This is a genomic window from Pseudomonas sp. NA-150 (assembly GCF_044336365.1).
Taxonomy (GTDB): domain Bacteria; phylum Pseudomonadota; class Gammaproteobacteria; order Pseudomonadales; family Pseudomonadaceae; genus Aquipseudomonas.
In genome coordinates this window covers 6,745,355-6,762,759 of record NZ_CP172305.1, presented here as the reverse complement: position 1 = coordinate 6,762,759, position 17,405 = coordinate 6,745,355, and the positions used below count along the sequence as shown (strand labels likewise).

General features: G+C 58.6%; 14 protein-coding genes. 7 read left to right on the top strand and 7 right to left on the bottom strand.

Going from position 1 to position 17,405, the window contains the following annotated elements; genetic code table 11:
* Window positions 1–357: an NADH:ubiquinone oxidoreductase gene (locus ACF0H7_RS31475; protein ID WP_397450670.1), complete on the bottom strand. Its 357-nt coding sequence runs from the start codon at window positions 355–357 to the stop codon at window positions 1–3.
* Window positions 358–398: 41 nt separating this feature from the next.
* On the opposite strand from ACF0H7_RS31475, the gene ACF0H7_RS31470 reads away from it, so the two are divergent.
* Complete coding sequence (locus ACF0H7_RS31470) at window positions 399–1,376, top strand: CobW family GTP-binding protein (protein ID WP_397450669.1); 978 nt, start codon at window positions 399–401, stop codon at window positions 1,374–1,376.
* 39 nt (window positions 1,377–1,415) lie between these two features.
* Here the strand turns inward: ACF0H7_RS31470 and ACF0H7_RS31465 are convergent, their stop codons facing one another.
* Entirely contained in the window at window positions 1,416–1,808 is a 393-nt protein-coding gene (locus ACF0H7_RS31465; protein WP_397450668.1) for a DUF3301 domain-containing protein, read from the bottom strand.
* 208 nt (window positions 1,809–2,016) lie between these two features.
* Window positions 2,017–2,502 (bottom strand): acyl-CoA thioesterase, encoded by a 486-nt coding sequence (locus ACF0H7_RS31460; RefSeq protein WP_397450667.1) that lies wholly within the window; start codon window positions 2,500–2,502, stop codon window positions 2,017–2,019.
* A gap of 259 nt (window positions 2,503–2,761) precedes the next feature.
* Between ACF0H7_RS31460 and ACF0H7_RS31455 the strand changes: the two genes are divergently transcribed.
* Window positions 2,762–4,525, top strand: coding sequence for a cation:proton antiporter (locus ACF0H7_RS31455; protein ID WP_397450666.1), 1,764 nt, complete (start codon window positions 2,762–2,764; stop codon window positions 4,523–4,525).
* Window positions 4,526–4,572: 47 nt separating this feature from the next.
* On the opposite strand, the gene ACF0H7_RS31450 is transcribed toward ACF0H7_RS31455, so the two are convergent.
* From ACF0H7_RS31450 to uvrD, 3 genes are all read right to left on the bottom strand, one after another.
* A complete protein-coding gene (locus ACF0H7_RS31450) occupies window positions 4,573–4,980 on the bottom strand; it encodes an SMI1/KNR4 family protein (protein ID WP_259100943.1) in 408 nt (135 codons plus the stop codon).
* A 135-nt stretch (window positions 4,981–5,115) separates the two neighbouring features.
* Complete coding sequence (locus ACF0H7_RS31445) at window positions 5,116–5,973, bottom strand: Tim44 domain-containing protein (protein WP_397450665.1); 858 nt, start codon at window positions 5,971–5,973, stop codon at window positions 5,116–5,118.
* Between the two features lie 265 nt (window positions 5,974–6,238).
* Window positions 6,239–8,422: a DNA helicase II gene (gene uvrD, locus ACF0H7_RS31440; RefSeq protein ID WP_397450664.1), complete on the bottom strand. Its 2,184-nt coding sequence runs from the start codon at window positions 8,420–8,422 to the stop codon at window positions 6,239–6,241.
* Window positions 8,423–8,665: 243 nt separating this feature from the next.
* Here uvrD and ACF0H7_RS31435 point away from each other — a divergent pair, with 243 nt between their 5' ends.
* The 3 genes from ACF0H7_RS31435 (at window position 8,666) to ACF0H7_RS31425 (ending at window position 12,996) form a co-directional block, all read left to right on the top strand.
* The gene (locus ACF0H7_RS31435) at window positions 8,666–11,542 is read left to right on the top strand and encodes an EAL domain-containing protein (protein WP_397450663.1); all 2,877 of its coding nucleotides are present in this window, start codon (window positions 8,666–8,668) and stop codon (window positions 11,540–11,542) included.
* Between the two features lie 230 nt (window positions 11,543–11,772).
* Window positions 11,773–12,639: a transcriptional regulator HexR gene (gene hexR / locus ACF0H7_RS31430; RefSeq protein WP_397450662.1), complete on the top strand. Its 867-nt coding sequence runs from the start codon at window positions 11,773–11,775 to the stop codon at window positions 12,637–12,639.
* Between the two features lie 120 nt (window positions 12,640–12,759).
* Window positions 12,760–12,996, top strand: coding sequence for a PA3496 family putative envelope integrity protein (locus ACF0H7_RS31425; protein WP_397450661.1), 237 nt, complete (start codon window positions 12,760–12,762; stop codon window positions 12,994–12,996).
* Here ACF0H7_RS31425 and ACF0H7_RS31420 read toward each other — a convergent pair.
* On the bottom strand, window positions 12,938–13,900 hold the full coding sequence (locus tag ACF0H7_RS31420) for a LysR family transcriptional regulator (RefSeq protein ID WP_397450660.1): 963 nt from the start codon (window positions 13,898–13,900) through the stop codon (window positions 12,938–12,940). The genes ACF0H7_RS31425 and ACF0H7_RS31420 overlap by 59 nt on opposite strands.
* A gap of 191 nt (window positions 13,901–14,091) precedes the next feature.
* Here ACF0H7_RS31420 and ACF0H7_RS31415 point away from each other — a divergent pair, with 191 nt between their 5' ends.
* Complete coding sequence (locus ACF0H7_RS31415; protein WP_397450659.1) at window positions 14,092–15,507, top strand: acetyl-CoA carboxylase biotin carboxylase subunit; 1,416 nt, start codon at window positions 14,092–14,094, stop codon at window positions 15,505–15,507.
* Window positions 15,508–15,517: 10 nt separating this feature from the next.
* Window positions 15,518–17,326 (top strand): sodium-extruding oxaloacetate decarboxylase subunit alpha, encoded by a 1,809-nt coding sequence (oadA, locus tag ACF0H7_RS31410; RefSeq protein ID WP_397450658.1) that lies wholly within the window; start codon window positions 15,518–15,520, stop codon window positions 17,324–17,326.
* Window positions 17,327–17,405 lie beyond the last annotated feature (79 nt).

Here is a 17,405-nt window from a genome sequence, read left to right as displayed (position 1 = left end):
TCAAGGGGTCAGCCATTGACCTTGGCTTTGCCCTTCACAAAACGGCTTGAGGTAGTGCGCATCGCTGGCGACGCCGTAATAGTGAATGTTCTGGCGATAAGGCATATTGGCGACCTGGGCATTGCTGCACACGCCGAATGCGCCACTGGGGCATTGCTCGACGAAAGTCACGTCAGTTTTCTGTCCGCTAAATTGAGGTTGACAGAAACCGTCGTGAAACAGCTTTTCAGGGATGTTGCGGTTCTCTTGGCAGACTTTGACGTCAAGCCGCTCGGCCTGGGTGTGGACCACACAGGCTGTGGCCCACACCTCGCCTGAGGTCATCGACAACAGTGCCGCCAGCCAGATCACACGCATTGCACACTCCGAAACCTTTCATTTTAACGAGCCGGCCAATCATGCTGCAGAACATACCGACTCATGTCATCGCCGGGCCCTTGGGTGCCGGAAAGACCAGTCTGATCAAGCACCTGCTGGCGCAAAAACCCGCCGACGAGCGCTGGGCGATATTGATCAATGAGTTTGGTCAGATTGGTCTGGATGCTGCGTTATTGACGACGGCCGAGGATGGTATCGCACTTGGCGAAGTTGCCGGTGGCTGCTTGTGTTGTGTGAATGGTGCGCCGTTCCAGGTCGGACTTGGGCGATTACTGCGTAAGGCACGTCCTGATCGATTATTGATTGAACCGTCGGGTCTTGGTCACCCGGCGCAATTGCTGGAGCAATTACGCGACCCGCCGTGGGAGGGCGTGCTGGCGGTTCAACCGTCGGTACTGGTGCTTGATGCAGCGGCGATGGCTGCGGGTCAGCCATTGCCCGAAAGCCAGCGGGATGCGCTGGACGGTGCGGGATTGTTGGTCATGAACAAATCCGAGTCCCTTGATTCGGCGACCCGCGAAAGCATCGCCCGACAATTGCCGGACCGCCCCTTGTTCTGGACCGAACAAGCGGCTTTGCCGTTGGCTGAATTGCCCGGAGGCAATGCCAAGGCATCGGACGCTGTGGATAATTCGCCTGTGGATAAACAGGTTTTACCCAAGGGACTGGCGCAGATGCCGGCCATCTGGACCGATCCGCGTCAGCCGATCTGCTTGAGTCAGGGGCAAGCGGGGGGCTGGAGCATCGGCTGGCGCTGGCATCCGAGCCAGCAATTCGAGCTGATGCGCGTGCAGCAATGGCTCAGCAGCACCGGGTGGCGGCGGGCCAAGCTGGTTATCCACAGCAACGCTGGCTGGTTATCCGGCAATGCACTGGATGGCTCGGCGATTCACTGGCAAAACAGCGAATGGCGACGTGACTCACGGTTGGAATTGATTTTCGCCGAGCCTCAGGACGAGGCCCTGCTGAAGGCCGGGCTGGCGGCTTGTCTGCTGTGAATGAGTTATCCACAGCCCGCAGCCGTTATACAGCCTGATTTATTGCTTCCACTTGCTGTGTTCTTCGCGCCACTGGCTCATTTCGATGACATTGGCAGGCGGCGGCGGGGTTTTGATTTCGAACGGGTAGGGCGCCAGCTCGATTTGCGCGGTGTGCGCACCGAACATAGTGATAGTGCCCGGGTGGCGTTGTTCGCCGGTGACCGTGAATTCGAAGTTATACACACGGGCCAGGCGCTTTCTGCCGTTGGCATCGCGGGCAAACGTGATACGCCGCAAGGCGACGTTGCCGTCGAGCAGTTCGATGTCGAGCTTCGCGCAGTGTTGCTTGACCCGCTCCAGCGCGCGTTCGCGCAGACCATGGGAATGCCACAGCCAGGCCGCGAACGTCGCGAGCAACATCAGGACGAAAAGGTTACCCAGCGTCAGCATGAAAATAAGCTCCACGAAAGAACCACCAGCTTAACTGGGTCTGACGATGTGCAGCCATACCGTATGACTTAAATTTTGTTCTGATGCTCTTTTTCGCGATACAAATTACGTGAAGGAGCTGCCGCAGGCTGCGATCCAAATGGCGCGAAGGCGGTTCCGGCCTTGTTCGCAGCCTGCGGCAGCTCCTACAGGTGAAAGCGTTTCTGGCCTACGGCGCTTCTTCCTTGATCTCCTGGTAACGCTTTTCCAGCTCCTGACGCAACTGCCGACGCTGTTGGGCCTGAGCGAAACGACGCTTGTCTTCGCTGGTCACCGGTTCCAGTGGCGGGACCGAGGCCGGTTTACGCTGATCATCGACCGCCACCATGGTGAAAAAGCAGCTATTGGTGTGGCGGACGGAGCGTTCACGGATGTTTTCAGTGACGACCTTAATCCCGACTTCCATCGAGGTATTGCCGGTGTAGTTGACCGACGCGAGGAATGTCACCAGCTCACCGACGTGAATGGCCTCGCGGAAAATCACCTGATCCACCGACAGGGTCACCACGTAGCGGCCCGCATACCGCGCGGCGCAGGCGTAAGCGACTTCATCGAGGTACTTGAGCAGGGTGCCGCCGTGCACGTTGCCAGAGAAATTGGCCATGTCCGGGGTCATCAATACAGTCATCGACAGCTGGGCGTTTCCGGGTTCCATAGCGTGCTCACGGGTGGGGTGTTTCAGAAGTGCACCTTTTGGCGGTGCTCGCGTTCTTTGTGGACCTGATCTTTTCGGAACAGTAAGAACGGGACGCTGGCGGATTCGCCGTCGTCACGCGCCGGGCCGTTTCTGTTTCCATATATTGCGCCGACTTCCGGTGTAAATGTGCAGTGGTAACCTGCAAAAGAGCTGATGGAGGGCATTTTCCTACGCTTCTATCAGAATTTTCGCAGCGGATTAAAAGGAGTTTTACACCGTGCATGCCATCAGCTTCATCCAGGATCTTGCGGTGATCATGCTGGTCGCCGGTGTAGTAACCATCCTTTTCCATCGTCTGAAACAACCTGTGGTGCTGGGATACATCGTTGCCGGCTTGATCATTGGCCCGCATACCCCTCCTTTCGGCCTGATCCATGATGAGGACACGATCAAGACCTTGGCCGAGCTGGGAGTGGTGTTCTTGATGTTCTGTCTCGGGCTAGAGTTCAGCCTGCGCAAACTGTTCAAAGTCGGCGCCACGGCCTTCATAGCGGCGTTTCTGGAAATCGTGCTGATGATCTGGATCGGCTACGAGATCGGCCGCTTTTTCGAGTGGAGCACCATGGACTCGCTGTTCCTTGGTGCGATTCTGGCCATTTCCTCGACCACTATCATCGTTAAAGCCCTGAATGACCTGAAGATGAAGAATCAGCATTTTGCGCAGCTGATTTTCGGGGTGTTGATTGTTGAGGACATCCTGGGGATCGGCATCATTGCCTTGCTGTCGGGCATTGCGGTCAGTGGTTCGGTCAGTTCCGCCGAGGTGTTTTCGACAGTCGGTAAGCTGTCGCTGTTTATGATCGTCGCACTGGTGATCGGCATTTTGCTGGTGCCGAGGTTGTTGGCTTATGTGGCCAAATTCGAAAGCAACGAAATGCTCTTGGTCACGGTGCTGGGCCTGTGTTTCGGGTTTTGTCTGCTGGTCGTAAAACTTGAGTACAGCATGGTCCTGGGAGCGTTTCTGATTGGCGCGATCATGGCCGAATCGCGTCAGCTAGTGAAAATAGAACAGCTCATAGAGCCGGTTCGGGACATGTTCAGCGCGATCTTCTTTGTAGCCATCGGCTTGATGATCGACCCGAAAGTCCTGCTCGATTACGCCTGGCCGATTGCGGTGATTACGGTTGCCGTGGTGTTCGGCAAGATGCTGTCGTGCGGGTTGGGAGCCTTTATCGCTGGCAACGATGGGCGGACTTCCCTGCGGGTCGGCATGGGGTTGTCACAGATTGGCGAATTTTCTTTCATCATTGCCGCGCTGGGCATGACGTTGCAGGTGACCAGTGACTTTCTGTATCCGGTGGCGGTGGCTGTTTCGGCGATCACCACGCTGTTGACGCCTTACTTGATTCGCGGCGCCGATCCGTTGTCGTTGAAGCTGGCGGCGGTGATGCCCGACCGGGTTGCGCGTGTGTTTGGTTTGTATGGTGAATGGCTGCGCAGTATTCAGCCGCAGGGGCAGGGGGCGCTGCTGGCGTCGATGATTCGCCGGATCCTGCTGCAGGTCGGCGTCAATCTGGCGCTGGTGATGGCGATCTTCTTTTGCGGTGGTTATTTCGCGGAGCGTCTGGGGGGCTACCTGAGGGACTGGATCAGCGATGATCGGCTGCATAACGCGCTGATCTGGGGCGGGGCGTTGCTGGTGTCGCTGCCATTCCTGATCGCGGCTTACCGCAAGCTCAAGGCGCTGTCGATGCTATTGGCTGAAATGAGTGTCAAACCAGACATGGCCGGACGCCACACCGAGCGCGTGAGACGGGTGATCGCCGAGGTCATTCCGTTGTTGTCACTGTTGGTGATTTTTCTGCTGTTGGCGGCGCTATCGTCGAGCATTCTGCCGACCAGCGAGCTGCTGCTGGTGATTGGTGTGATCGCCGCCGTCATCGCTGCGGTGCTTTGGCGCTGGTTTATCCGCGTGCACACCGGCATGCAGATCGCCTTGCTGGAAACCCTGGAGAATCATCGCGACGCTTCCGGGCACTGATCACCATACCGGGCCGCACCAGCATCACTGGTGCGGTTCGGATGGTCTCAGCTTTCCAGCCAGACGTCTCGGGCCCAGTGCCAGACCGACTCCCAGCTCTCTTCGGTGACCAGCTCTTCTTCGCCTGACCACAGCACGACAGTGCCGTCTTCCTCTACGCAGTAGTAGTCCTCGCCATCCTGGCAGATGGGGATCAGTTCGCGCGGGACACCAATATCCCACGCATTCGCCGCTACTTCGGGCAGGTAGGTGTGGGACTGCGGATCGGTGACGGTCACGGGTTCCAGGCTGCCGTACACCACATCGCTGACGGTCAGCAAAAATTCTTTGAAGACGAAAGGAATGTTGATGAACAGTTGCTCCTCGACTTCGACCAACTGGTCTTCGTCAGGCAGCTCCAGCGGTACCGGTACCGGTTCGTTCGCTTCTCGCAGTTGCTCGATGACTTCTTCCACGTCCTTGATCCTCTAAACTTAATGGCGCGGGTTATACAGTAGCGTAAAGTTTTTCTCAAAATAACTATCCGATCGGATAAAACAAAACCCCGGACGAGTCCGGGGTTTTGTTTACCTTGGGTAGCTCAGCACAGATCAGCCGTTCTGGCGAATACCGGCCACCAGCCAAGGCTGGTTGTTGCCCTGTGGGCGTTCCATGTTCCAGCTTTCGCTGAACACTTCGCCCTGGTCGAAGCGCGAGGTCTTGGAGAGGCCAGCAAACGTCAGGGTAGCGACGGTTTTATCCGAGCGATCGTCCAGGCCGTCCAATTGCACGGTCAAGTTGTCGATGTAGGTCGACTGGAAGCCGTCGCCCAGGCTGGCGCGTTCCTGTTTCAGGAATTGCAGCATCTGCGGGGTAACGAACTCGGCGATCTTGTCCATTTCGTTGGCGTCCCAGTGCTGTTGCAGCGACTGGAAGTGGCCACGAGCGGCCGCAAGGAAGCTTTCTTCGTTGAACCAGGCTGGCGCGTTGATCACAGGATGGGCAGTCGCTGCCGGCGAACCACCGAACATCGCGTTCTGCGCCGGTTGCTGAATGGTTTCACGCTGGAATGACGCAGGACCAGCAGCCGCCATGTCCGGGTGTTGCTTGCGTCGACGAGCAGCGATGAAGCGGAAGATCACGAACGCAATGATGGCCATGATCAGGATGTCGAAGAACTGCATGCCCTGGAAGCCGCCGCCCATGAACATGGAAGCCAGCAGGCCGCCTGCAGCGATACCGGCCAACGGGCCGAGCCAGCGTGAAGCGCCGCCAGCAGGACGTGCGGCAGCAGCAGCGCCAGTCGCCGCAGCGCCTGGAGCCATGGAAGGAGAAGAAGGGGCGGCCTGGCGGGTTTGATGGCTAGGTGCCGAACCGAAGGACTTGCCACCGCCAAAACGCGCGTTTGCGTCAAGGCTCAGAGTGAGCCCGATGCACAGCGTCAGTACGATGCTTAGAAAACGTTGCATAACGGAATTCCCATTTGTGGAGTGCACGCGCGCCATGTTGCACAGGCCCCATGACGATAGCTAGCGACAGAGTGTTTCGAGCTTTTGCTTGAATTCAGTGAGGAGGCCTTAAAGGCTACGCCTGAGCGGGGTGTAGGCCAATGAATAAAACTGCGTAGGAAGGTTCGATGGCGATGTGCGGTCCCCTGTAGGAGCGGGCTTGCCAGCGCAGGCAGGTCGCCATCGCGGGCAAGCCCGCTCCTACAGAGAGCGCTCAAAGCTGGTGTCAGACCGCTTCCAGCTTCGCGTAGCCCATCATCAGCCACTTGCTGCCTTCGTCGAAGTTCACCTGCACACGGGCCTGCGCCCCAGCACCTTCGAAGTTGAGAATCACCCCTTCGCCAAACACCGCGTGTTTGACCTGTTGACCCAGGCTGAACGCGGTTTCCGGGATACCTGTGCCGTTGAACAGGCTGCTGGTGCCCATTTTCTGCGTCCCACCGAATGGACGGCTGACACTGTTGGACAGTCGCACTTCCTGAATCAGTGCCGGCGGGATCTCGCGTACGAAGCGCGACACTTTGTTGTAGGTCTCGCTGCCGTACAGGCGACGGGTTTCTGCGTAGGTCACCACCAGCTGTTGCATGGCGCGGGTAATGCCGACGTACGCCAGACGACGCTCTTCTTCCAGACGACCGGGCTCTTCCAGGCTCATCTTGTGCGGGAACAGGCCTTCTTCCATACCCACCAGGAACACGTAAGGAAATTCCAGGCCTTTGGCGCTGTGCAAGGTCATCAGTTGGATGCCGTCCTCATGCTCTTCAGCCTGGGTGTCGCCGGCTTCCAGTGAAGCATGACCGAGGAAGGCGGCCAGCGGTGTAAGTTCTTCGTCATCTTCGGCCTTTTCAAAGGCACGGGCGGCGCTGACCAATTCCTCAAGGTTTTCTACTCGGGCCTGGCCTTTCTCGCCCTTCTCTTCCTTGTGGTAGGTGATCAATCCGGACTGTTCGATCACGGTCTGGGTCATGAGGTGCAGTGGCATCTCCATGACTTTTGCCGCCAGGTTCTCGATCAGCTCGACAAATCCACCCAACGCTCCAGCGGCGCGACCGGTCAGGCCTTTGTTGACGATCAGTTGGCGCATGGCCTCCCACATCGACACATCGGCATGACGTGCGTGTTCGCGAATCGCCTCGACGGTTTTCTCACCAATACCGCGCGCAGGGACGTTGATCACCCGTTCCAGCGCAGCATCGTTGCCACGGCCCTCGAGCAAACGCAGGTAGGCCATGGCGTTCTTGATTTCGGCACGTTCGAAGAAGCGCTGGCCACCATAGATCCGGTAAGGAATACGCTCACGCAATAACGCTTCTTCCAGCACCCGCGATTGGGCGTTGGAGCGATACAGAATCGCGATGTCGCTGCGCATCAGCCCGGTTTTAAGAGCGCTTTCGATGGTTTCCACCACGTAGCGCGCTTCATCGTGTTCGTTGAAGGCCGCGTAAAGATTGATCAGGTCGCCATCGCCGCCGTCGGTCCACAGCTCTTTGCCCAGGCGCCCGCTGTTGTTGACGATCAGCGCGTTGGCGGCCTTGAGAATACTGGCGGTGGAGCGGTAGTTCTGCTCCAGGCGGATCACTTCGGCGTCGGGGAAATCCGCCGAATACTGGTGAATGTTCTCGATCTTGGCGCCGCGCCAGCCGTAAATCGACTGGTCGTCATCGCCGACCACCATCAAGCTGTCGCCACCTTTGGCCAGCAGACGCAGCCAGGCGTACTGCACGGCGTTGGTGTCCTGGAATTCGTCGACCAACACATGGCGGAAGCGGCGCTGGTAGTGCGCCAGCAGGCCCGGGTTGTCGCGCCACAGGTCCAGGGCGCGCAGCAGCAGTTCCGAGAAGTCGATGACGCCGGCACGTTGGCAGGCGACTTCGTACGCTTCGTAGATCGATTTCATGGTGCCGAGGAACATGTCCCCACTGGCCTGGATGTGTTGTGGACGCAGGCCTTCGTCTTTTTGACCGTTGATGAACCACTGCGCCTGACGCACCGGCCATTTTTGCTCGTCCAGCCCCAGCTCACGCATCACTCGTTTGACCAGACGCTGCTGGTCATCACTGTCGAGGATCTGGAAGGTCTGGCTCAGCCCGGCTTCCTGCCAGTGCGCCCGCAACAAGCGGTGCGCCAGGCCGTGGAAGGTGCCGACCCACATACCGGCCGGGTTGATACCCATCAGCTGCTCGATACGGTGGCGCATCTCGGCAGCGGCCTTGTTGGTGAACGTCACCGACAAGATCGAGTGTGGCGAGGCTTGCTCAACCTGGATCAACCAGGCGATGCGGTGCACCAGCACACGGGTTTTGCCGGAACCAGCGCCGGCCAGGACCAACTGACGACCCACGGAGGCAGCTACAGCCTGACGTTGGGCATCGTTGAGGGAATTAAGCAAAAGGGAGAGGTCATCGCGCATGGGCGCATTCTAGGGTGCTGGGCTATGGCGGGCAAACCCGGCGTTGCATGAACCGATAAAAGTCATGTCGAGGATGACCGGTCAGTCACGGCTGCAAGCGTTGCTGGCCGTGTGTGACACGTCTGGAACAAGGGTCCGGGTAAACCAATATTTGGCTTTTATGATTTATGACTGTTTGGTCTGTCGGGCGGCTTGTGTATGCTCCGTCCACGTTTAAGGCTCACCATTATAAGAACACTGCCTATGACCTTCAGTATCAGCTCTTCCGGCGCGACGCTCGCGACCGGCAGGGTTATCCGCGAGCAGTATGCTGCCCAGCTCGCGCTTGAGCGCACACGTCTGCTGTATCAAGGGTCGCTAATGCCGACCCTTTTCATGTTACTCAACGGTTTACTCTGCGCCTGGTTGCTGTGGAGTCCGCAGCGCTATCTGCTGGCCAGCATCTGGCTGGTGTGGTTGGCCCTACTGGTCAGCCTGCGCGTGATGCAGATGGCAGCCTTCAATGCGGCGCCAGCGTTGCGTCAGGCGCGGCCGCTCTGGCGTAGGATGTTTCTGCTCGGTGCTGGCGTCAGCGGCTTGACCCTCGCCTGCGCGGCGATTGCATTGGTGCCGGTTGAAAGCTTTTCGCAACAAGCCTGGGTATTTGGCCTTATTGGCGCGGCGGCTTTGTCGGCCAGCGTCGCTTATGCGGTGAGCATGCCGGCCTTCTTGACCTTTACCTTGTGCAGCTTGCTGCCGCCGATTACCTACCTGTTCTTCGCGGGCGAGCAGCAGCGCGGCTGGAGCTGGCTAGGAATGATTCTGCTGGTGGCGCTGGTGGTGGTCGCCTTGCAGGTCAATCGCTGGATTCTGCGTGGCTTGATTCGGCGCTTCCAGAATCAGGCGCTGATCGAAAGCCTGCAGCAGGCTCAGGCGCAAAGCGAGCAACTCAATCACGAGCTGGCCCGTGAAATCGAGCATCGACGCAACGCCGAGCGCGAGCTGCGGGAAGCACAGATCGGTCTGGAAGCCCGGGTGGTGCAGCGTAGTGTCGAGCTGGATAGTGCAAATCAAGCGCTAAGCAAGAGTGAGACCCGTCTGGCGCAGGCGCTTGAAGCCAGTGAGCTGGGGATGTGGGACTGGAACCTGCACACCGATGAAGTGCATCACACGCAACTTCAGGAGTTGTTCGGGCTGGAGCCCGAGCACGTCAAAGCGGTGCTAAGTCACCTCAAGCCGCGCATTCATCGCGACGACTTGTCGCTAATGGAGCATGCGCTGGTTGAGCACTTGAAGGGCCGAACTGAAGACTACAAGGTTGTGTACCGCATCCGACATACCGCCGGGCATTGGGTGTGGATCGAAGACCGTGGCCGCGCAGTGGAGCGCAGCAGTAGTGGACGAGTGCTTCGCATGCTCGGCACCCGCCGGGACGTCAGCGCCAGCAAACAACTGGAAGAACAGCGTCGATTGGCGGCGATCGTCTTCGAGGCGGCCAGTGAAGGCATCGTTATTCTCGATCGCAACTACACCATGCTGGCGGTCAATCAGGCGTTCAGTCGGGTGACTGGCTATCCGCAGGAAGACATGCAAGGTCGCCATGTTGCCGAATTGGCCTGCAGTCGCGACGCCCGGCGCCACTTCCAGGTCATTCACCAGTCACTGGAGCAAAACGACAGCTGGCAGGGTGAACTGGTCGAAACCCGCAAGAATGGTGAGTTGTACCCGCAATGGCTGCAGTTGAATGCAGTGCGCGATGTGCAGGGAAACGTCAGTCATATTGTGGGCTTCTTCGCCGATCTTTCAGCTCGGCGCGAATCTGAAGAACGTATGCGTTACCTAACGCACTACGACGAACTGACCGGCCTGGCCAATCGATCACTGTTTCGCGAACGGCTGCGAGTGGCTGGCAGCCGGGTTCGCCAGGGCAGTCGAAGTCTGGCATTGCTGCATATCAATCTCGACCGCTTCAAGCTGCTCAACGACAGCCTGGGTCATGAAGTCGCCGATCAACTGCTGCGGCAGATATCGCGTCGCCTGAGCAGCGCATTACCGGAGGCCGACACCATTGCGCGCTTGTCCGGCGATGAGTTTGCGGTGCTGTTCGATGCCTATGGCAATCTTTCCAGCCTGGCGCGGGTCACCAGTCGTTTGTTGGCCAAGCTGCGTCTGCCGCTGTCGGTCGCCGGGCAGGAGTTGGTGATCAGCGCATCGGTGGGGATCAGCTTGTTGCCAGATTCGGCGCGTGAAGTGTCGGCGCTGCTCAGTCAGGCGAACATGGCCATGCAGCACGCGAAACACTTGGGCGGCAACAATTTCCAGTTCTACACCGACAGCCTGCAAGCCAGCACGCTGGAGCGCTTGCAGCTGGAAAACCAACTGCGCAAGGCCATCGATGAAAATCAGTTGCAGGTGTTTTATCAGCCAAAACTGTGCCTGAAAACCGGGCGCCTGAATGCCGCTGAAGCCTTGGTCCGCTGGCTGCACCCGACGCTGGGCATGGTGCCGCCGGGAGACTTCATTGGACTGGCCGAAGAGACCGGCCTGATCGGACCCATTGGTGAGTTCGTACTGCGTCAGGCCTGCCGGCAGGCGTGCGAATGGCAGCGCCAAGGCATGGAGCCGATTCGGGTATCGGTCAACTTGTCGGTGCATCAGTTGCGTCAGGGCAAGCTGGTCAGCCTGGTCAAGCAAGTGCTGGACGAGACCGGTCTGGCGCCGCACTACCTGGAGTTGGAGCTTACCGAAAGCCAACTGCTCGACAGCGTGGAGCACATCATCGCGACCTTCCAGCAGTTGCGCGAATTGGGCGTGAAATTGGCCATCGATGACTTCGGCACCGGCTACTCTTCCCTGAGTTATTTGAAACGCTTCCCTGTGGACTACGTGAAGATCGACCAGGCGTTTATTCGCGGGCTGGGCGAAGGTACTGAAGACGCTGCAATTACCAAGGCCATTATCGCCATGGCCCATAGTTTGGGGCTGAAGGTGGTAGCGGAGGGCGTCGAAAATCGGGAGCAGCTGGAATTCCTCAAGGCTCACCAGTGCGACGAGGTTCAGGGGTACCTGATCAGCAGGCCGATCGAGGCGGAAGCCTTGGCGCGGTTGCTGGGGGAGTGTGGCGCAGAAGGGTGGCTGTAGGGGCTGGCTTGCCTGCGATTGGCTTGATGCGGTGTGTCAGGTATCCCGTCCTCGCGGGCAAGCCCACTCCTACATCTTTGTGTAGGAGTAAATTTGCTTGAGCATGATTTGCAGGGTTTTTCCTACAGATATTGGCCCTCAAGCTCGTTTAGCTGGGCGGCCCGCAGGTCATGTAGTATAACTACAAGAAAGCTACAATCCGGCCACGTCGTCATCATTGAGTCTGCCCTTTGAATCTGTTGCAACACATCGCCCAGTCGCGCCATCTGTTACGCAAGTCGGAGCTCAAGGTTGCCGACCACGTGCTGCTTGACCCTGCGGCCGTGATGCACAGCTCCATGGCCGATCTCGCCCATAGTGTGGGTATCAGTGAACCCACCATCGTGCGTTTTTGCCGGGCCATTGGCTGCACCGGTTTTCAGGACTTGAAGCTCAAGCTGGCGCAAAGCCTCGCAGCCGGTGCCAGTTTTGGTCAGTTTGCGATCCATGAAGACGACTCGGTTGCCGATTACAGCCTGAAAATCTTCGACACCACGCTGCACACGCTGATGGAGGTTCGCGAAAACCTCGATCCCCACGCGTTGCAGTTGGCGGTGACGGCCATGGCGGCAGCCCAGCGGGTCGAGTTCTATGGTTTCGGTGCATCGGGAGCCGTGGCGTCGGATGCGCAGCACAAGTTCTTCCGTCTGTTGCTGACGGCAGCGGCGTATTCCGATCCGCATATGCAGGCCATGTCTGCGGTGACACTCAAGCCTACCGACGTCGCGATCTGCATCTCGCAGTCGGGCCGCTCGAAAGATTTGCTGATCACCGCGAACCTGGTGCGTGAAAGCGGCGCCACGCTGGTCACCCTGTGCCCCAGCCAGACACCGTTGGCCGAGCTGTCGACCATCAACCTGGCGATCGACGTCCACGAAGACACCGAGATCTACACCCCGCTGACCTCGCGTATAGCCCACCTGGTGGTGATCGACGTGCTGGCAATGGGCGTGGCCATGGCGCGCGGTCCGAGCCTGGTGAACCACTTGAAGAGCGTCAAGCGCAGCTTGCGTAGTTTGCGTCTTTCGCCCAAGTCAGTTAAAGCCCTCGACGACTGAGTCCCAGCGGTTCGCGTTCAATTCGTCAAAAAGCATTCATCGTCCTGTCACCTGTTCGCCGCGCAATCGTCACTGCCGGCGTTCATGCTCAAACTCCCGCAAGGTAATGGGAGACAGGATATGCCTCGGCACTACGATGACTCACAGCTACACGCCAACACTTCCAAAGCCACCCGCCGGCAGCAGGAAGATCAGCGACGCATGGAATTCCGTCGCGCGATCGAAAGCTATTCCGAGCAGCGTCAACTGGCGCAGGAACTGTCAGATTACTTCGACCTTTCAGCGCCAGACACCGCGATCAACGTGTGGCAGCAACGTGCGACAAGTTCCCGCCGAAGCGCTCAACAAGCTGGATAATCTGCGCACGTTCAGCACGGATGAATGCAAGAAAGGCGTGAGCCACTGGCGACAACGGTTTGTCCTTGGCCTGCACCACGCACCAGCTGCGATACAGCGGCAACTCGGCTACCGGTAGCTCGCGCAGCATGCCGGTGGCCAACTCCAGATTCAGCGCATGGCGGGTCAGCATCGCCACGCCAAGACCAGCCACCACGCTTTCGCGCTGGGCCTCGGCCGACGCCACTTCAAAGGTATGAGTGAAGTGGACGCGCTTCTCCTTGAAGTATTCTTCGCACGCTTTGCGTGTACCTGAGCCGATTTCCCGGGTCACCAGGGTGTAGGGCTCCAGGTCCTTCAACGCCACATGTTCGAGCTGGCACAACGGATGATCCGGCGGCGCCACCGCGACAATCGGGTTGTTGAGAAAGGGCAGGAACTCCAGGCCCATGTCCTGCGGCACCATTGACATCACCACCAGGTCATCGCGGTTGTCCGAGAGGCGTCGGATGGTCTGCGCGCGATTGACTACTGTGAGATTCAGCACCACTTCCGGGTACTGGCGCTTGAATGCGGCGAACAGGTGCGGAATGAAATATTTGGCGCTGGACTCGATGGCCAGCTTGAGCTGACCTTGCAGGGAACCTTGCATGTCCGACAGCTGCATATCGAGGTTTTCCAGGCGGCCGAAAATGTCGCGACTGGCCGCCTTGAGAGCTTCGGCAGCCTCGGTCAGGTACAGCTTTTTGCCGACGTATTCGAACAGCGGCTGGCCAATCAGCTCCTCAAGTTGACGAATCTGTAGGCTAACGGCCGGTTGCGTGAGAGACATTTCGTCGGCCGCTCGGCTGTAAGACTTCAAGTCGCAGACTTCATTGAAAATTCGCAGCTGACGCAATGTCATACGCATCAATGACTTACGCATTTTCCCCACCTGATTTAACTGCTGTTACAGCAAGTATAAGTTTTTCCTTATACACATCCCAATTTTTACTGATTTTTGTTTATCGATCTTCCGGCTTAGGGTAGCTCTCGCAACGCGACTGCAACTCAACATGCAGCCACGCGCCGACTGGCTGAGCCGGTTCGTCTGTTTTAACGGTCGAGGAAATTCCAGTGATAAAAAAAATCCTGATCGCCAACCGCGGTGAAATTGCAGTCCGAATCGTGCGTGCTTGCGCCGAGATGGGCATCCGCTCGGTCGCGATCTATTCCGACGCCGACCGCCATGCCCTGCATGTGAAACGCGCAGACGAAGCCCACAGCATTGGTGCGGAACCGCTCGCGGGTTATCTGAACCCACGCAAGCTGGTCAACCTGGCCGTGGAGACCGGCTGTGACGCGCTGCATCCTGGTTACGGTTTCCTTTCGGAAAACGCCGAACTCGCAGACATCTGCGCCGAACGTGGGATTAAATTCATTGGCCCTTCGGCAGAAGTCATTCGCCGCATGGGCGACAAGACCGAAGCCCGCCGCAGCATGATCAAGGCCGGTGTTCCGGTCACGCCAGGCACCGAAGGTAACGTTGCCGACATCGCTGAAGCGCTGGTCGAAGGTGAGCGCATCGGGTATCCGGTGATGCTCAAGGCCACGTCCGGTGGTGGCGGTCGCGGTATTCGTCGCTGCAACAGCCGCGAAGAACTGGAGCAGGCGTTCCCTCGCGTGATTTCGGAAGCCACCAAGGCCTTCGGTTCGGCGGAAGTTTTCCTCGAAAAATGCATCGTCAATCCCAAGCACATCGAGGCGCAGATCCTCGGTGACAGCTTCGGCAACGTCGTGCACTTGTTCGAACGTGATTGCTCGATCCAGCGTCGCAATCAGAAGCTGATCGAAATCGCCCCAAGCCCACAGCTGACCCCGGAACAGCGCGCTTACATCGGCGACCTATCGGTGCGTGCAGCCAAGGCCGTGGGTTACGAGAACGCCGGTACCGTGGAGTTCCTGCTCGCCGAGGGCGAGGTGTACTTCATGGAGATGAACACTCGGGTGCAGGTGGAACACACCATCACCGAGGAAATCACCGGCATCGACATCGTTCGCGAACAGATCCGCATCGCCTCCGGCCTGCCGCTTTCGGTCAAGCAGGAAGACATCATTCACCGCGGCTTTGCCCTGCAGTTCCGGATCAACGCCGAAGACCCGAAAAACAACTTCCTGCCGAGCTTCGGCAAGATCACCCGTTACTACGCACCCGGCGGTCCTGGCGTGCGTACCGACACGGCGATCTACACCGGCTACACGATTCCGCCGTTCTACGACTCGATGTGCCTGAAGCTGATCGTCTGGGCGCTGACCTGGGAAGAAGCGATGGACCGAGGCCTGCGCGCCCTGGACGACATGCGCCTGCAAGGGGTCAAGACCACGGCGGCGTACTACCAGGAAATCCTGCGTAACCCGGAATTTCGTAGCGGCCAGTTCAACACCAGCTTCGTTGAAGCCCACCCGGAACTGACCAACTACTCGATCAAGCGCAAACCCGAAGAGCTGGCCCTGGCCATCGCCGCCGCCATCGCCGCCCACGCAGGCCTGTGAGGAACACACCATGTCTAAGAAGATCTTTGTAACCGACACTATCCTGCGTGACGCTCACCAGTCGCTGCTGGCCACCCGCATGCGCACCGAAGACATGCTGCCGATCTGCGACAAGCTCGACAAAGTCGGCTACTGGTCGCTGGAAGTCTGGGGCGGTGCGACATTCGACGCCTGCGTACGCTTTCTGAAAGAAGACCCGTGGGAGCGTCTGCGCCAACTGCGCGCGGCGTTGCCTAACACGCGTCTGCAAATGCTGCTGCGCGGCCAGAACCTGCTGGGCTACCGCCACTACAGCGATGATGTGGTCCGTGCATTCGTGGCCAAAGCTGCGGTCAACGGCATCGACGTGTTCCGCATCTTCGATGCGATGAACGACGTGCGTAACCTGCGGGTGTCCATCGAAGCGGTCAAGGCGGCGGGCAAGCATGCCCAGGGCACTATCGCTTACACCACCAGCCCGGTGCACACCATTGACGCCTTTGTTGCTCAGGCCAAGCAGATGGAAGCCATGGGTTGCGACTCGATCGCGATCAAGGACATGGCCGGCCTGCTGACCCCGTACGCCACCGGCGAACTGGTCAAGGCACTGAAGGCCGAGCAGTCGTTGCCAATCTTTATCCATTCCCACGACACCGCCGGCCTGGCCGCCATGTGTCAGCTCAAGGGTATCGAAAACGGCGCTGATCACATCGACACCGCGATCTCCAGCTTCGCCTGGGGCACCAGTCACCCTGGCACCGAATCGATGGTCGCCGCGCTTAAAGGCAGCGAATTCGACACCGGTCTGGACTTGGGGCTGTTGCAGGAAATCGGTCTGTATTTCTACGCCGTGCGTAAGAAGTATCACCAGTTCGAAAGCGAATTCACCGCCGTCGATACCCGCGTGCAGGTCAACCAAGTGCCGGGCGGGATGATCTCCAACCTCGCCAACCAGCTCAAAGAGCAGGGCGCGCTGAACCGCATGGCTGAAGTGCTGGACGAGATTCCACGGGTGCGCAAAGACCTCGGTTACCCACCGCTGGTTACCCCGACCTCGCAAATCGTCGGCACCCAGGCGTTCTTCAACGTGCTGGCCGGCGAGCGTTACAAGACCATCACCAACGAAGTGAAGCTCTATCTGCAAGGCGGTTACGGCAAGGCGCCGGGGCAGGTCGACGAAAAACTGCGTCGCCAGGCGATTGGCAACGAAGAACTGATCGATGTGCGTCCCGCCGACCTGCTCAAGCCGGAAATGGTCAAGCTGCGTCTGGAAATCGGCGCAGTGGCCAAGTCTGAAGAAGATGTGCTGACTTATGCAATGTTCCCGGACATTGGCCGCAAGTTCCTCGAAGAACGCGAAGCGGGCACCTTGAAACCTGAAGAGCTGCTGCCAATCCCGGAAGCGGGCGGCGTGAGCAGGGTGGGTGGCGAGGGTGTACCTACCGAGTTCGTGATCGACGTACACGGCGAGAGCTACCGCGTGGATATTACCGGTGTCGGCGTCAAGGCCGGCGGCAAGCGTCACTTCTATCTGTCCATCGATGGCATGCCGGAAGAAGTGGTGTTCGAGCCGCTCAACGAATTTGTCGGCGGCGGCATTGGCAAGCGTGCCCAGGCCACTGCACCGGGCCACGTCAGTACCACCATGCCGGGCAACATCGTCGATGTACTGGTCAAGGAAGGCGACATGGTCAAGGCCGGCCAAGCCGTACTGATCACCGAAGCGATGAAAATGGAGACCGAAGTACAGGCCTCCATCGCCGGCAAGGTCACCGCCATCCATGTCGCCAAAGGCGATCGCGTCAACCCTGGCGAGATCCTGGTGGAAATCGAGGGCTGATTCGCTGATTCGCTGATCGCTTAATTGTTTACTCTGGGGGGAGCACTCGTGGCTCCCCTTTTTTTATTCTGAAATGCTC

Excerpts from the sequence above, each read along its gene's own strand:
- ACF0H7_RS31470 (WP_397450669.1), top strand. The coding sequence starts at position 399 with ATGCTGCAGAACATACCGACTCATGTCATCGCCGGGCCCTTGGGTGCC.
- ACF0H7_RS31465 (WP_397450668.1), bottom strand. The coding sequence starts at position 1,808 with ATGCTGACGCTGGGTAACCTTTTCGTCCTGATGTTGCTCGCGACGTTC.
- ACF0H7_RS31435 (WP_397450663.1), top strand. The coding sequence starts at position 8,666 with ATGACCTTCAGTATCAGCTCTTCCGGCGCGACGCTCGCGACCGGCAGG.
- ACF0H7_RS31445 (WP_397450665.1), bottom strand. The coding sequence starts at position 5,973 with ATGCAACGTTTTCTAAGCATCGTACTGACGCTGTGCATCGGGCTCACT.
- oadA (WP_397450658.1), top strand. The coding sequence starts at position 15,518 with ATGTCTAAGAAGATCTTTGTAACCGACACTATCCTGCGTGACGCTCAC.
- ACF0H7_RS31460 (WP_397450667.1), bottom strand. The coding sequence starts at position 2,502 with ATGGAACCCGGAAACGCCCAGCTGTCGATGACTGTATTGATGACCCCG.
- ACF0H7_RS31475 (WP_397450670.1), bottom strand. The coding sequence starts at position 357 with ATGCGTGTGATCTGGCTGGCGGCACTGTTGTCGATGACCTCAGGCGAG.
- uvrD (WP_397450664.1), bottom strand. The coding sequence starts at position 8,422 with ATGCGCGATGACCTCTCCCTTTTGCTTAATTCCCTCAACGATGCCCAA.
- ACF0H7_RS31420 (WP_397450660.1), bottom strand. The coding sequence starts at position 13,900 with ATGCGTAAGTCATTGATGCGTATGACATTGCGTCAGCTGCGAATTTTC.
- ACF0H7_RS31425 (WP_397450661.1), top strand. The coding sequence starts at position 12,760 with ATGCCTCGGCACTACGATGACTCACAGCTACACGCCAACACTTCCAAA.